Origin of the sequence: Arthrobacter sp. HS15c (assembly GCF_040812005.1) — a bacterium.
Lineage (GTDB): Bacteria > Actinomycetota > Actinomycetes > Actinomycetales > Micrococcaceae > Arthrobacter.
Map to the genome: position 1 here is coordinate 45579 of NZ_JBFOHM010000009.1, position 13071 is coordinate 58649.

Consider the following 13071-nt stretch of genomic DNA (forward strand, 5'->3'; position numbering starts at 1 on the left):
CTGGAACCGTACGTCAGGGACCTAGTCCTCGAGGATCTCCAGGTCCTCTTCGTCGTCCACATCGCTGTCTTCGTCTTCGTCCTCTTCGTCGTCAAAGACCTGAAGCGGTGTCACTTCGCTGTAGGCCTCATAGAGGGCGTCCTCATAGACTTCGAACGCATCCGCGACGGCAAAAAAAGCCGCCTCTACGGCGGGGTCCCCATCACCGCGGCGGTTGGACGCTGCTATAAGGTGTTCTTCCAAGGAGGAAGTCAAGGACTGAAGCGCGACACGCGGATCGATGCTCATGACTTCACGTTAGCCGGAAAAGGACGAAAATGGAGAGCAATGAAGGAACAATTTCTCACCAGCTCGGTCCAGCGGGAACGGGACTATCTGAGGCAGTACGAGTACCTCGTACTGACGGTCAGTCCCGACGATTCCCTGCCTGATGCCCGGCGGCGCCTTGTGGAACATTCCGAATACGGCAAGTGGGAACTGGAGCGCAGCAAGCTGTACGTGGGCGGTGGCCGGCGGTTCTGGCTCCGCCGCCGGGTGATGCAGGTCCAGCGGACCGTCTAGGCTTCGAGCGGGCCGAGCCAGGCGTTGGCCACCGTGTTGTGGGCCGATTCATCATCGGATGGATGGAACATACCGGCCAGCACGTCGCGGTACAGCCGTTCCAGTTCCGAGCCCCGGAAATAGCTTGAGCCGCCACTTACCCTGATGGCCAAGTCCACCACCCGCCGCGCGGTTTCTGTGGCGCTGACTTTCAATCCCACGAGCCTGGGGAACCATTGCGGTCCGTGGTCAACCAGGGCGTCCACGTCGCGGGCCACAGCAGCCAGCTGCGGATAGAGGCAATCCATGGCCATGGCCGCCTCGGCTACCTTCCAACGGATGTCCGGGTCCTGCGCGTAGCTCCGGCCGCCGTTCTTAAGGGATGTCCGCCGCTTAACGGCCTCCACACCCAAATGCAGGGCCCGTTCCCCGATGCCTGTGTAGACGGCGGCCAGCAGTGTTTCAAAGCACGCGAAAATGGCGAAGATCAGCGGGTCGGGGTTGGGTCCGACGGGCAGTTTGCGGAAGATCCGGTCCGCCGGCACCTCGGCGCCGTCCAGCACCGTGGTGTTGGACTGGCTGGCACGCATCCCGAGCGTGTCCCAGTCGTCCAGGATCGTGTAGCCGGGCGTGTCGCGCCGGATGAACCCATGGACGAGCTCGCCTTCGCCGTCCCTTGCCTGGGTGTCCTTGCCGAAGATCCCCAGCCTGGTCCACGCCGGCGAGAGGCTGGTGAAGATCTTCGTTCCGGTGAAGCTGTAGCCGCCGTCCGGCAGCGGGGTGGCAACAGTTCGGGAATCAAAGAGCACTGAATCGTTGCCGGCTTCGGAATTCCCGAACGCGAAGACTTCGCCTGCGGCCGCCTCCTGCAGGACGAAGTCCAGGGAATGGTCTCCCGTGGCCGCGAGCACCTGTGCGACGCCGGTCCAGACCAGGTGCATGTTCACGGCGAGGGCGGTGGCCGGCGCCGCCGTTGCGAGCCGCCGCTGGCACTGCGCCGCCGCTGCGAGCCCAAGCCCCAGGCCGCCGTCGGCCGCCGGAACAAACAGCTTCAGGTAACCGGCGGCGGCGAGCTCCCCGAGGTCCTCATGGAAGAAGGCGTTGTCGCGGTCGTAGGAGGATGCACGCCCGCGGAACCGTTCCAGCAGGGTCTCGGGCAGCACGTCTTCGGGCGTCATGTCCGGGGCTGGCTCAGTAGTTCGTGAGGAGCGTGTTGAGTACCCGGGCGCCGAATTTGAGGGAGTCGGCGGGGACGCGCTCGTCGACACCGTGGAACATGCCGGTGAAGTCCAGGTCATCCGGGAGCTGAAGCGGGGCGAAGCCGTAGCCAGTGATGCCCAGGCGGCTCAGGGACTTGTTATCGGTGCCTCCGGAGAGCGTGTAGGGCAGTACTTTCGCTCCCGGGTCCTCGGCGTGCAGCGCGTCGATCATGGAGTCCACGAGGTTTCCTGCGAACGGGACCTCCAGGGAGACGTCGTTGTGCACGTAGCTGACGTCCACGCCGGTCCCGGCGAGCTCACGCACAATTTCAAGGACGTGGTCCTGCTGTCCGGGCAGTGTGCGGCAATCCACGAGGGCTTCTGCCGACTCGGGAATGACGTTGTGCTTGTAGCCGCCCTTCAGCAGCGTGGGGTTGGTGGTGTTCTGCAGGGTCGCCCCGACGAAGCGCGCCACGGTGCCCAGCTGGTTCAGCAGGACGTCCGGGTTGTCCGGGTCGAATTCCACGCCCGTGAGTTCCATCACGCCATCCAGGAACTGGCGGGTGGTGGGGGTCAGCTCAATCGGCCACTTGTATTCGCCGATCCTGGTCACTGCGGCGGCCAGCCGTGTGATGGCGTTATCGGTGTTGATCTGGGAACCGTGCCCGGCCCGCCCGTGGGCAACGAGGCGGAGCCAGGAGATGCCCTTTTCTGCGGTCTGCAGGAGGTACGTGCGCTGTCCGCCGATGGTTGCGGAGAAGCCGCCAACCTCGGAGATCGCCTCCGTGGCGCCTTCGAAGAGTTCCGGACGTTTGTCCACCGCGTAGCGGGCGCCATACTCGCCGCCTGCCTCCTCGTCGGCGAAGAAGGCGAAGATGATGTCCCGCTTCGGCCTGCGCCCGGTCCTGGCGAAGTCACGCAGGACAGAGAGGATCATGGCGTCCATGTCCTTCATGTCCACGGCGCCGCGGCCCCAGATCAGCCCGTCCTTGAGTTCCGCGCCGAAGGGGTCCACTGACCACTGCTCTTTAAGTGCGGGAACAACGTCCAGGTGGCCGTGGACCACCAGTGCGCTGGCGCCAGGGTCTTCCCCGGCCATCCTGGTGACGACGTTTGCCCTGCCGGGCGCGGATTCGAAAATTTCGGCAGGCAGGCCAACTTCCTCGATCAGCCCGGCTGTGTACTCAGCCGCGGCGCGCTCCCCCGGACCGGAACCGTCTCCGTAGTTCGATGTGTCGATCCGGATGAGCTCCTGGCAGATCCGGACAACTTCATCTTCGGGACGGATTTCGGTCATTGGGCACTCCTCATAAAGGTGGCGGCTGCTGGGAACCAGGGGCGGATTCGCTTGCCTTCAGCCTACCCATTTGGCCCGATTTCATGTTCCCGGAAAATTCATGTTAGAGTCTTTCTCGCTGCTTCGGAGAAATGCGAAACGCTGAAAGGCGGAAACGCAGTCCGAATTACCACCTGCGCGGGTGGCGGAATGGCAGACGCGCTAGCTTGAGGTGCTAGTCCTCGAAAGGGGGTGGGGGTTCAAGTCCCCCTCCGCGCACAGAAGGGAAAGCCCCTGGAATCCAAGGATTCCAGGGGCTTTTTTCTATGGGTCCCGCTGACGATCCGGCCGCGGCCGCCGTCGGTCTTGTGCTGGCTGTACGTTCCATGCTTTAGTAGCCCGCAACAGTGCCGTTGGTCACATTCGGATCGAAAAGCGCCCGCCACACGTGTAGTGGAGCGTTAGCCCGTTGGGGAATACCAGCGCCATGCTGTACGTTGCATACGCGACAGACTGAACCAAAGAAAAGAGAAACACCTAAGTGGCAACCGATTACGACGAACTCCGCTCCGACGTCAAGGAATCGCAGGACAACTCGCTCGAGGCGCTCCAGTCCGCGAATGCACCGGACGCCCGCAGCGTTGTGCTGGAACTTGATGAAGCTGATGGGCTGGACGGCGCAGGCGTTCCGGGAGGCGAATTCGTTGCCGAGGAGCTGATCGTCCAGGTCATCCCCCAGGCTGACGACGAGTTCACCTGCTACTCCTGCTTCCTGGTCCGCCACCGCTCGCAGATCGCGCGGCAGAAAGACGGACACAGCTACTGCACGGACTGCGAAGGCTGATACCCGCACGACGCACACCACCGCCGCGCCCGCTTCGGCTGGCGCACCTGGATACGATGAGGCGCGCCCACGGAAACCGTGGACGTGCCTTTCGTGTTAAGCGAGCCGGCTGCGCACCATCTGGCTTACGGCCTTGCCGTCGAAGCGGCCGGCCACTTTCGCGGTGACCGGCTTCATCACATCGCCCATCTGCCGCATGCCTGGGGCCTGGCCCGCAGCCGTAAGCTCCGCAATGACCGCATCCACAATCGCTTCCACCTCCGCTTCCGTCAGCGCCTTTGGCAAGTAGGCCTCGATGACCTCGGCCTCCGCGATTTCAGCCGCGGCGCGGTCCGGTTCGCCCGCCTCCGTATAGATCCGCGCGGTGTCGCGCCGCTTGGCCGCTTCCTTCTGCAGCAGGGACGTCACCTGCGCGTCGTCCAGCACGACGGGTGTCTTGCCCGACTTCTCGCGGGTTTCGATCTCCCCCAGCACATTGCGCACCGTCGTAAGCGCTGTCTTGTTGCGCTCTTTCATGTGCGTCACCACGTCAGCGTGCAGTCGTTCCTTCAAAGTGGACACGGTTTTCCTCGATTCGTAGCACGCCCCAGGCCGGGGCGCGGGCAGGACCACTGCCCTCTAGTACCGTAGAGGGCTATGGCTCACTATGACTACACCCCTCCGGGCAGCCCGTGAATTCCGTGCCAGACCAGCTGTGGCAGCGCCTGCTGGAAGCGTTCAGCCGGACGGCCCTCCCTGATGTTTCCCTGGGTGAACTGACCGTCGTCCTCCTGACCGCAACGGCCCTCTCCGTTCCCCAGGCCACGTGGCGGTACTTCGGCCTGCTGGCCACCGCAACACATGAATTGGGTCACGCTTTCGCTGCCGTCATGAGCGGACAGAGGCTCGGCGGGATCAGGCTGGGCCTTGACCACTCGGGAACAACCACAAGCTACAGCCGGGGCCGGCTGGCAACCGTGTGGTCCGGTTTCTGGGGTTACCCGGTTCCCGCGCTGACAGGGGCCGCGCTCGTCTGGTCCGGGTTCAACGGCTGGGGACCGGCTGCGCTGACTGTCGGCTCCCTGATCCTGCTCACGTCGCTCCTTTTCATCCGCAACCTGGCTGGCTTTCTGATCACCTCTGCCGCCGCTGCCTCGGGCGCCGTGCTGGTCCTCTTCGTTCCGCACGCCTTGACCGGCCATGTGGCGATCGCCCTTGGCCTGGCCCTGTTGGTGGCAGCGGTCCGCGATGTCATCAAACTCATCCATGTGCACTTACGCCGCAGGGACAGGCTGGCCAGTTCCGACGCCTATCTCCTCTACCGTTCGACGTCCGTGCCGTCCTTCATCTGGATAGCTTTGTTCATCGCGATCGTTTCGGCGTCCTGGTTCCTGGCCTGGCAGCCCATCTCGGCGATTCTCGTTGCCGGAGCATAGGGTGTTCAGATGAGCCAGGAAACGGGAACAGGGCAGCAAGCCGGCGGCACCGGGTACGGTGCGGATCACAGCACCCTCGGCGCTTATGTCACCGGCGGTGCCGAATTCACCCGGGACACCAACTACATCGAGGACCGGATCACCTGCGACGGAAGGCCCGGCACCGACGGCGAACCGGGCTGGCCCGTTGAGGCAGGACGGTACCGCCTCATAGCGGCGAGGGCCTGCCCGTGGGCAAACCGGACGGTCATAGTCCGCAGGCTCCTGGGCCTCGAGGAGGCCATTTCCCTGGGCCAGCCCGGCCCCACGCATGACGCCCGCTCGTGGACTTTCGACCTCGACCCGGGTGGCGTGGACCCGGTGTTGGGCATCGAACGCATCCAAGCTGCCTATTTCCGGCGGTTCCCCGACTACCCACGGGGCATCACAGTCCCCGCGATCGTCGATGTTGCCAGCGGCGCGGTTGTGACGAACAATTTCCCCCAGATCACCCTCGACTTCTCCACCGAGTGGACCGAATTCCACCGGCCAGGCGCCCCTCTGCTGTATCCGGAGGACCTCCGCGCCGAGATCGATGCAGTTAACAAACGCGTCTTCACGGAGGTCAACAACGGCGTTTACCGTTGCGGCTTCGCCGGCTCGCAGGAAGCTTACGATGACGCCTACACCCGGCTATGGACCGCCATGGACTGGCTTGAGGAGCGGCTCTCCGGCCGGCGATACCTGGTAGGAGACGCCATTACAGAGGCGGATGTCCGGCTGTTCACCACGCTGGCCCGGTTTGATGCCGTGTATCACGGCCACTTCAAGTGCAACCGCCAGAAACTCACCGAAATGCCTGCGCTGTGGGGCTATGCCCGTGACCTGTTCCAGACCCCCGGTTTTGGCGACACGACCGATTTCGTCCAGATCAAGCAGCATTATTACCTCGTGCACGGGGACATCAACCCCACCGGTATCGTGCCGAACGGGCCGGACCTTTCGGGCTGGCTCGATGCCCACGGCCGGGAATCCCTGGGTGGGCGGCCATTCGGAAACGGCACTCCTCCGGGTCCGGTGCGGCCGGGCGAAGAAGTAGCACCGGGGCACGGCCCGGTCGGACTGGAAAGCGCTTTCTAAGCCGCTAAGCTAAGGCCATGCAGATTCTCCATGGCTTTGTAGCGCCCGGTTTCGAGGGCGTTCGTGACCTGTTCGATTCCCTCCTGGCAGAGGACGGGCTCTATAGCGCGCAGTTGGCCGCCTACCAGCACGGCACCAAGGTGGTTGACCTCACCGGCGGTCCCCTGATCGCGGCAGACTCCATCACGGGCGCATACTCCTGTTCCAAGGGCGTGGCCGCAATGGTAATCGCTTTGCTGGTCCAGGACGGCCTGCTGGATCTGGACCGCACCGTTGCCCACTACTGGCCCGAATTCGGCCAGCATGGCAAAGACCGGCTCCTCGTCCGTGAGGCCTTGTCCCACCAGGCTGGAGTAATGGGAGTCGAAGGCGGCTTCGCGCTGGAGGAGTTCACCACCCCGGGGGCCGCCGCCCGGCTCGCGGCCACAGCGCCGGCGTGGCGTCCAGGCAGCTGTTTCGGCTACCACGCGCTAACCATCGGCATCGTGATGGAGGAGCTCTGCCGGCGCGTAGCCGGACAGACGCTGCAGTCCCTGTACGACAACCGCATCCGGCGGCCCCTCGGCGTCGACTTCTTCCTGGGGCTGCCCGAAGAGCTTGATGGCCGTTACCGGGATGTCCTGTACGACGCAGACCCTCAGCAGCCATGGATTGACCCACTGAGCCTTGAGGGACTCAACGGCAACGCGGCCGTGAGCACCATCATGGAACTCCCCAACCAGCGGACGGTCCGGGCAGCCGGTATGAGCGCGGCGGGCGGTGTCGGATCGGCGGAAGGTCTTGCACGCCTGTACGCGGCGGCGACCACCGGCATCGGCGGCGGCACGCCGTTGCTTTCGCCGGACACCGTGGGCGCGATGTCCCAGGAGCAGGTATGGGGCCTTGACCGTTCTTCGGGGCTCGACAACGCCTTTGCCGTGGTGTTCATGAAGCCGCACCCTTCGCGGAATTTCGGCAGCCACCGGGCCTTTGGCCATGAAGGCGCCAACGCTGCCCTCGGCTTCGCGGACCCGTCCTACGGGCTTGGTTTTGGCTACATTCCCCAGCGCGCCGAGGACGGCCGCACCCCGGGCAAAGCCCACCGGCTTGCCGCTGAGGTCCGGCGCGCCGCCGCCGCCTTGTCGTAGCGGAACCCTGCCCCTAAGGTGGGGCGGATGGGTGATACTCAAACGCCGCGTGCGGCCCGGCTGGCCAGGGGCACACGGTTCCTGCGCCAGGCGGTCAAGGGCCTTGCGGTGGCGTTCACGCTGCAGCGCCTCCAGCTCGCTGCCAAGGCCGCGCTTGCCGCCGGACTGGCCTTTTTCGTTGCCCCCTACATGCCGGGAACTGCTGCGGAGTACCCGTACTATGCGCCTTTGGGCGCCCTGGTGTCGATGTACCACAACGTTGCCGGTTCCGTCCGGCAGGGCCTTCAAACACTGGTGGGCCTGGCCATAGGAATCGGGCTCGCATTCCTGCTCGTCAACGTCACGGACCCGTCACCAGTGAGCGTCGCCATCTTCATGGGGATTGGCGTGCTGCTCGCGGGCCTTCCCCGCCTGGGTTCGGGACGGGACTGGATTCCGACGGCGGCGCTGCTTGTCCTCCTGGTGGGCGGCAGTAATCCGGACGGCTTTTCGTTCGGTTACCTGATCCAGATGGGCGTCGGCGTCGCCGTGGGAATTGGTGTTAATTTCCTGGTGTTTCCTCCACTGCACTTCAACGCCGCCGCTGCCAGCCTGGACGAGCTCCGGCTGGCCCTTGGCACGCAGTTGACCGACATGGGTGTGGCTCTCAAGGAAAAGTGGCCGCCTGAGCACGATGACTGGTCCCGCCGCTCGGAGGAGCTAGCCGCGGCCGCGCGTACCGTCCGGCACCTCGTCCAGGAGGCGGATGCCAGCCGACGCGCAAACCCGCGGCGGCGCCTGCACCCCCGGGACGTGGATCTGGACTACCGCAACCTGCGCGAGCTTGAGCGGGTGACGTTCCACATCCAGGACATGACGGAAGTACTCTCCGATGTCATCTGGCAGGACGAAGCTCCCTACACGGTTCCGTTCCAGGACAGCGCGCCGCTGGCGGACGCCATGAGGGCCACCGGGGAGCTGCTGCGTTCATTCCACACCGAAGACCCGGAATCGGGGCACAGGATGTTCACCGCCGCGGAAGAGGCCGTGGAAGCCTGTATGGCTGCCACGGCCGAACGGGACCCGGACGAAGGCACGGTGACAGCGTCCGAATCGATCCTGCTGAGCCTGCACCGGATCCTCCGCGCGGTACGGCCGGCACCCTAGAGCGCAGCCACCGCACCGGCAAAATGCCTGCGGCCGGACCGGGGGTTCCAGGCAACAAAATCCGACCTTTGCCAGGCTCCGGCGGGAAGCTGCACCGTGCTGATGTCCAATGCGACGCGTCCCGGCAGGAACACTGGCGCCTCGAAATCAACATGCCAGCTGAACGAATCGCCCTTCACCGCTCCGACATCGGCCAGCGCCCTAGACGCCAGGTACATTCCGTGGGCGATGGACCGCCGCATGCCCAGGGCTTTGGCGGACAGGACACTGAGGTGGATCGGGTTGAAGTCGCCGGATACGGCTGCGTAAGCCCGTCCGGTGTCAACGCCGAGCTGCCACAGCGCTGTCGGATCAGGAGCCTCGAACTCGCTCCTGCTGCCACCAGGCGAGGGTTTGTCGATGCCCGGCAGGAAGACGCCCTTCGCCAGGTAACTGGAGACTCCGCGCCACCTGACCCCGGCCGATCCCGTGACGCGGACCTCGGCCACCACGTCCAGTTGCGTCCCCGAACGGTGGCCCCGGAGGTTCTCCACGCGGGCCGTGATGTCCAGCGGCTCCGAAAACAGGATCGGCTCCAGCTGCTCAACATGGTTGCTGAGATGCAGCATGCCCAGCAGCGGCAACGGGAAGTCGTCCCGGTTCATCACACTGATGGCCAGCGGGAAAGTGAGGGCGTGAATGTAGCCGGCGGGCAGGACGTCGCTGGCCGTTTCGCCGACGAGGTGCTGGTAGGCGGTGAGGTTGCCGACATCGGCAAGGACACCCCTGACTTCGTGACTGGCCTCCGGGAGGCCGGTCGTGTGGTGGGTTCCCAGTACCCGGCGGCGGGCTGCCTGCGCGGCCGCGTTGACGTAAAGCTTGGAGAGGGACGGCATCTCGCCCAGGATGACCGGCTGGACCGTGGTCATGCCCCCACCATGTTCTGTCCGCAGACGCGCAGCACTCCCCCGTTGATGCCTCCGGCGGCGTCGCTCGACAGGAAGGCGATGGCCTCGGCGACGTCGGACGGCTGGCCGCCCTGCCTCAGCGAGTTAAGCCTGCGGCCCGCCTCCCTCAGCGCCACCGGGATCCTGGCGGTCATGTCGGTTTCGATGAACCCGGGCGCCACGGCATTGATGGTTCCCCCGCGTTCGGCGAGCAGGGGCGCCGAGGCGCGCACCATGCCCATCACCCCGCCCTTCGAGGCGGCGTAATTTGTCTGTCCGCGGTTGCCGGCGATGCCGCTGGTGGAGGCCACCGACACGATGCGCGGTGAGTTGCGGAAGTGCTCGGATGCGAGGAGCGCCTCGTTGATGCGGAGCTGGGCGGCAATGTTGACGTTGATGACGGAGGACCAACGGGCATGATCCATGTTGGCCAGGAGTTTGTCCCTGGTGATACCGGCGTTGTGAATCACGATGTCCAGGTGGCCGTGCCGCTGCAGCGCGTGCTCGATGATCCGTTGGCCCGCATCCTCGCGGCCAATGTCCAGCTGGAGCGCCGTGCCGTGGACCTCGTTGGCCACCGCTGCCAGGTGGTCTCCTGCTGCGGGGATGTCAACCAGCACCAGGGTGGCACCGTCACGGTGGAGGGTCCTGGCGATCGCTGCGCCGATGCCGCGGGCTGCGCCGGTGACAACCGCGACCTTGCCTGCCAGGGGTTTCGCGAAATCTGCCGGCAGGTGGCCTTCAGCAGAGGTGACAGTCAGGAACTGCCCGTCCACGAAGGCCGAACGGCCCGAGAGCAGGAAACGTACTGCGGCCAGGGCGCTGGCGCTTGTGGCCGCAACCCCGTCAGCGAGCAGGATTCCGTTGCCCGTTGCGCCTGAGCGGAGCTCCTGGGCCAGCGACCTCAGGAAGCCGTCCACACCCTGCCTGGCAGCGGCCTGCGAAGGGTTCTTAGCGCTGCCGGCTGGCCGGGACACGGTAATGACACGGGCGCTGGGGGCAAGGTCCCGCAGGGAGGAGGCTGCCGCCAGGACCGGGCCTTCCAGGTCTCCGGGCCCGTCCAGGTCATCCAGGACCAGGACGATGGCGCCAAGCTTTTCGCGCGGTACGGCGTGCCTGCGGACATCCAGGTCCCAGGAAAGGAGGCTGGCCGCCAGTGCCTCCGCGCCGGGGGTGTTGCCCTGGACAAGGATTGGGCCGGTGATCAGTGGCTGGCCCGGCCGGTACCGCCGCAGGATCGCCGGCTGCGGAAGGCCCAGCTTCTTTGCGACGTTCTTCCCCAGCCCCCGGTTCACGAACTGGGTGTATTTGTCGGTCATCCGGTCCCCCTACGGTGCTTCGAGAATTGCGACGACGCCCTGGCCGCCTGCAGCGCAGATGGAGATAAGGCCACGTGCCGGCCGCCCGTCCACGCTGCCCTTGGCGTGCAGCATCTTGGCCAGGGAGGCAACAATGCGGCCTCCAGTCGCGGCAAAGGGATGGCCTGCTGCCAGGGACGAGCCGTTGACGTTCAGCTTGGTGCGGTCGATCGTGCCGAAAGCTCCGTCGAGGCCCAGCCGGGTGCGGCCGAACTCCTCGTCCTCCCAGGCGGCCAGGGTGCTCAGGACTGTACCGGCGAAGGCTTCGTGGATCTCGTAGAAGTCAAAGTCCGCCAAGGTCAGTCCGTTGCGGGCGAGCAGCCGCGGCACTGCGAACGCCGGAGCCATCAGGAGCCCGTCCTTGCCGTGGACGAAGTCGACGGCGGCCGCCTCCCCGTCGATGACGGCTGCAAGTTTGGGGAGGTCGTGGGCGTCAGCCCATTCCTCGGCGGCCAACAGGACGGTGGAGGCTCCATCTGTCAGCGGGGTGGAGTTGCCAGCGGTCATGGTGGCCTCTGCGCCAAGGCTCTTGCCGAAGACAGGCTTCAGCGTGGCAAGTTTTTCCAGGGTGGTGTCGGCCCGCAAATTGGAATCCCGCGTCAGCCCCCGGTAAGGGGTCAGCAGGTCGTCAAAAAACCCGGCGTCATAGGCGGCGGCGAGATTGCGGTGGCTGGCGAACGCCAACTGGTCCTGCGCCTCGCGGGAAACATTCCACTGGGCGGTAGTCAGCGCCTGGTGTTCTCCCATGGAGAGGCCTGTACGCGGCTCGCCGGTGTTGGGGGCATCGGGAGAAAGATCCTTGGGCCGCAACCGGCTGAGTACCTGCAGCCGCTGCGGAAGGGTCTTGGCCCGGTTGAGGTCCAGCAGTATCTGCCGCAGGCCTTCGCTCACGGCGATCGGGGCATCGGATGCGGAGTCCACTCCCCCGGCAATGGCTGAGTCGATCTGTCCGAGCTTGATTTTGTTGGCAAGGCCGAGGACGGTTTCCAGCCCCGTGGCGCACGCCTGCTGCAGGTCGTAGGCCGGCGTCTCGGCGGACAGAGCAGAACCCAGGACTGCTTCACGCGTCAGGTTGAAATCGCGGGAGTGCTTGAGGACGGCGCCGGCAGCGACCTCGCCGATGCGTTCCTCCTGGAGACCGAATCTGGCAATGAGGCCGTCCAGGGCGGCAGTCAGCATGTCCTGGTTCGACGACTTGGTGTAGGCGCCGCCGGACCGTGCAAACGGGATCCTGTTTCCGCCCACAACCACTGCCCTGCGGGGCGTCGGAACGGCTGCGGTGGCAACCGGGGTGCTGGATTCCTGGGGTCCTGTGACGGACTGTCCCTCGACGGACATCGGTGTCTCCTCTGATTTTGGTCTGTTACCGATACCCAGCGTACCTGATACGCTGGGTATCGTGAACAATCCCCAAGCAGAGGCAAATGAGCGTGCGGTCAGGGCAAGTGCGGATGGCCGTTCCGCCCGCTGGCAAAGCCACCGCGAAGAACGCCGCCGGGAACTGATCAAGTCAGCGCGCCGGGCCGTACATGCCCTCGGCAGCGACGCTTCCATGGAAGAGATTGCCACCGCCGCGGCCACCTCAAAGTCGGTTTTCTACCGCTACTTCGGGGATAAGGCCGGTCTCCAGCAGGCTGTGGGCGAAGTGGTCCTCAGCCAGATGCAGCGCCGTATCCGGGAGGCCGCCCAGAGTGCCCAAACTCCCCGCGAGGGGCTGCTTGCCATGGTGTCCGCCTATCTGCAGATGGCCGAGACCAGCCCGAGCGTCTACAGCTTCGTCACGCGGCACGCTGCCGGCGAGCCGGAGGGCCCCCACGGTTCAGCAGCCATCTCGGGGGCCCTCGGTCATTTTTTCGACTCCATCGCGGAGATGATCGCCGCGCCAATGCGGGCGCATCTTGGCGACGGCAAGGAATCGGTGATTGGTTACTGGCCCACGGCCGCGATCGGCCTGGTCCGCAACGCCGGGGAGCAGTGGCTCAGCACTCCGGACTCGCCGGCAAAGCCCGACCAGGAAACCATGGCACGCCAGATCACGGCCTGGCTGTGCGTGGGAATAGCCCCTGAGCTGTCCCCCGCAGAAGCGCCCTAGATCCGCGAAACCGTCTTCGACACTTACCA

14 protein-coding genes and 1 tRNA gene are annotated in these 13071 nt (G+C 65.3%); 8 read left to right on the forward strand and 7 right to left on the reverse strand.

From position 1 onward, the window contains the following. Positions 1–21: 21 nt before the first annotated feature. On the reverse strand, positions 22–288 hold the full coding sequence (locus tag ABV518_RS15740; RefSeq protein WP_131132990.1) for a hypothetical protein: 267 nt from the start codon (positions 286–288) through the stop codon (positions 22–24). 39 nt (positions 289–327) lie between these two features. Between ABV518_RS15740 and ABV518_RS15745 the strand changes: the two genes are divergently transcribed. After that, positions 328–561, forward strand: coding sequence for a DUF5703 family protein (locus ABV518_RS15745; RefSeq protein ID WP_310163926.1), 234 nt, complete (start codon positions 328–330; stop codon positions 559–561). Here the strand turns inward: ABV518_RS15745 and ABV518_RS15750 are convergent. Next, on the reverse strand, positions 558–1718 hold the full coding sequence (locus tag ABV518_RS15750) for an acyl-CoA dehydrogenase family protein (protein WP_367768414.1): 1161 nt from the start codon (positions 1716–1718) through the stop codon (positions 558–560). The genes ABV518_RS15745 and ABV518_RS15750 overlap by 4 nt on opposite strands. Before the next feature lie 13 nt (positions 1719–1731). After that, positions 1732–3036 carry a M20/M25/M40 family metallo-hydrolase gene (locus ABV518_RS15755; RefSeq protein ID WP_367768417.1) on the reverse strand — a complete coding sequence of 435 codons (1305 nt, stop codon included), beginning with the start codon at positions 3034–3036 and terminating at the stop codon, positions 1732–1734. Between the two features lie 175 nt (positions 3037–3211). On the opposite strand from ABV518_RS15755, the gene ABV518_RS15760 reads away from it, so the two are divergent. Both ABV518_RS15760 and ABV518_RS15765 read left to right on the forward strand, forming a co-directional pair. After that, positions 3212–3294, forward strand: a tRNA-Leu gene (locus ABV518_RS15760). Between the two features lie 262 nt (positions 3295–3556). Next, a complete protein-coding gene (locus ABV518_RS15765) occupies positions 3557–3859 on the forward strand; it encodes a DUF4193 domain-containing protein (RefSeq protein WP_131132986.1) in 303 nt (100 codons plus the stop codon). Positions 3860–3955: 96 nt separating this feature from the next. Here the strand turns inward: ABV518_RS15765 and ABV518_RS15770 are convergent, their stop codons facing one another. Beyond that, positions 3956–4420 carry a GatB/YqeY domain-containing protein gene (locus ABV518_RS15770; protein ID WP_367768421.1) on the reverse strand — a complete coding sequence of 155 codons (465 nt, stop codon included), beginning with the start codon at positions 4418–4420 and terminating at the stop codon, positions 3956–3958. A 110-nt stretch (positions 4421–4530) separates the two neighbouring features. On the opposite strand from ABV518_RS15770, the gene ABV518_RS15775 reads away from it, so the two are divergent. The 4 genes from ABV518_RS15775 to ABV518_RS15790 are packed head-to-tail and all read left to right on the forward strand — an operon-like array spanning position 4531 to position 8666. Next, entirely contained in the window at positions 4531–5274 is a 744-nt protein-coding gene (locus tag ABV518_RS15775; protein ID WP_367768423.1) for a M50 family metallopeptidase, read from the forward strand. Between the two features lie 9 nt (positions 5275–5283). Beyond that, positions 5284–6393: a glutathione S-transferase family protein gene (locus ABV518_RS15780; protein ID WP_367768426.1), complete on the forward strand. Its 1110-nt coding sequence runs from the start codon at positions 5284–5286 to the stop codon at positions 6391–6393. A gap of 17 nt (positions 6394–6410) precedes the next feature. Then, positions 6411–7520 (forward strand): serine hydrolase domain-containing protein, encoded by a 1110-nt coding sequence (locus ABV518_RS15785; RefSeq protein ID WP_367768429.1) that lies wholly within the window; start codon positions 6411–6413, stop codon positions 7518–7520. A 27-nt stretch (positions 7521–7547) separates the two neighbouring features. Then, complete coding sequence (locus ABV518_RS15790; RefSeq protein WP_367768432.1) at positions 7548–8666, forward strand: aromatic acid exporter family protein; 1119 nt, start codon at positions 7548–7550, stop codon at positions 8664–8666. On the opposite strand, the gene ABV518_RS15795 is transcribed toward ABV518_RS15790, so the two are convergent. Genes ABV518_RS15795 through ABV518_RS15805 form a run of 3 tightly spaced genes read right to left on the reverse strand, consistent with a single transcriptional unit; the run spans position 8663 to position 12288 of the window. Next, complete coding sequence (locus ABV518_RS15795; protein ID WP_367768435.1) at positions 8663–9574, reverse strand: MaoC/PaaZ C-terminal domain-containing protein; 912 nt, start codon at positions 9572–9574, stop codon at positions 8663–8665. The two genes, ABV518_RS15790 and ABV518_RS15795, sit on opposite strands and share 4 nt — an antisense overlap. Next, on the reverse strand, positions 9571–10911 hold the full coding sequence (locus ABV518_RS15800; RefSeq protein ID WP_367768438.1) for a 3-oxoacyl-ACP reductase: 1341 nt from the start codon (positions 10909–10911) through the stop codon (positions 9571–9573). The genes ABV518_RS15795 and ABV518_RS15800 overlap by 4 nt, the downstream gene beginning before the upstream one ends. A 9-nt stretch (positions 10912–10920) precedes the next feature. After that, entirely contained in the window at positions 10921–12288 is a 1368-nt protein-coding gene (locus ABV518_RS15805) for an acetyl-CoA C-acetyltransferase (protein ID WP_367768441.1), read from the reverse strand. A gap of 61 nt (positions 12289–12349) precedes the next feature. On the opposite strand from ABV518_RS15805, the gene ABV518_RS15810 reads away from it, so the two are divergent. Next, on the forward strand, positions 12350–13042 hold the full coding sequence (locus tag ABV518_RS15810; protein ID WP_367768445.1) for a TetR/AcrR family transcriptional regulator: 693 nt from the start codon (positions 12350–12352) through the stop codon (positions 13040–13042). The last annotated feature ends 29 nt before the right edge of the window (positions 13043–13071 follow it).

Bases quoted from the DNA above. Each gene is read 5' to 3' on its own strand.
- ABV518_RS15740 (WP_131132990.1), bottom strand. From the start codon at position 288: ATGAGCATCGATCCGCGTGTCGCGCTTCAGTCCTTGACTTCCTCCTTG.
- ABV518_RS15745 (WP_310163926.1), top strand. From the start codon at position 328: ATGAAGGAACAATTTCTCACCAGCTCGGTCCAGCGGGAACGGGACTAT.
- ABV518_RS15750 (WP_367768414.1), bottom strand. From the start codon at position 1,718: ATGACGCCCGAAGACGTGCTGCCCGAGACCCTGCTGGAACGGTTCCGC.
- ABV518_RS15755 (WP_367768417.1), bottom strand. From the start codon at position 3,036: ATGACCGAAATCCGTCCCGAAGATGAAGTTGTCCGGATCTGCCAGGAG.
- ABV518_RS15780 (WP_367768426.1), top strand. From the start codon at position 5,284: ATGAGCCAGGAAACGGGAACAGGGCAGCAAGCCGGCGGCACCGGGTAC.
- ABV518_RS15785 (WP_367768429.1), top strand. From the start codon at position 6,411: ATGCAGATTCTCCATGGCTTTGTAGCGCCCGGTTTCGAGGGCGTTCGT.
- ABV518_RS15790 (WP_367768432.1), top strand. From the start codon at position 7,548: ATGGGTGATACTCAAACGCCGCGTGCGGCCCGGCTGGCCAGGGGCACA.
- ABV518_RS15795 (WP_367768435.1), bottom strand. From the start codon at position 9,574: ATGACCACGGTCCAGCCGGTCATCCTGGGCGAGATGCCGTCCCTCTCC.
- ABV518_RS15800 (WP_367768438.1), bottom strand. From the start codon at position 10,911: ATGACCGACAAATACACCCAGTTCGTGAACCGGGGGCTGGGGAAGAAC.
- ABV518_RS15805 (WP_367768441.1), bottom strand. From the start codon at position 12,288: ATGTCCGTCGAGGGACAGTCCGTCACAGGACCCCAGGAATCCAGCACC.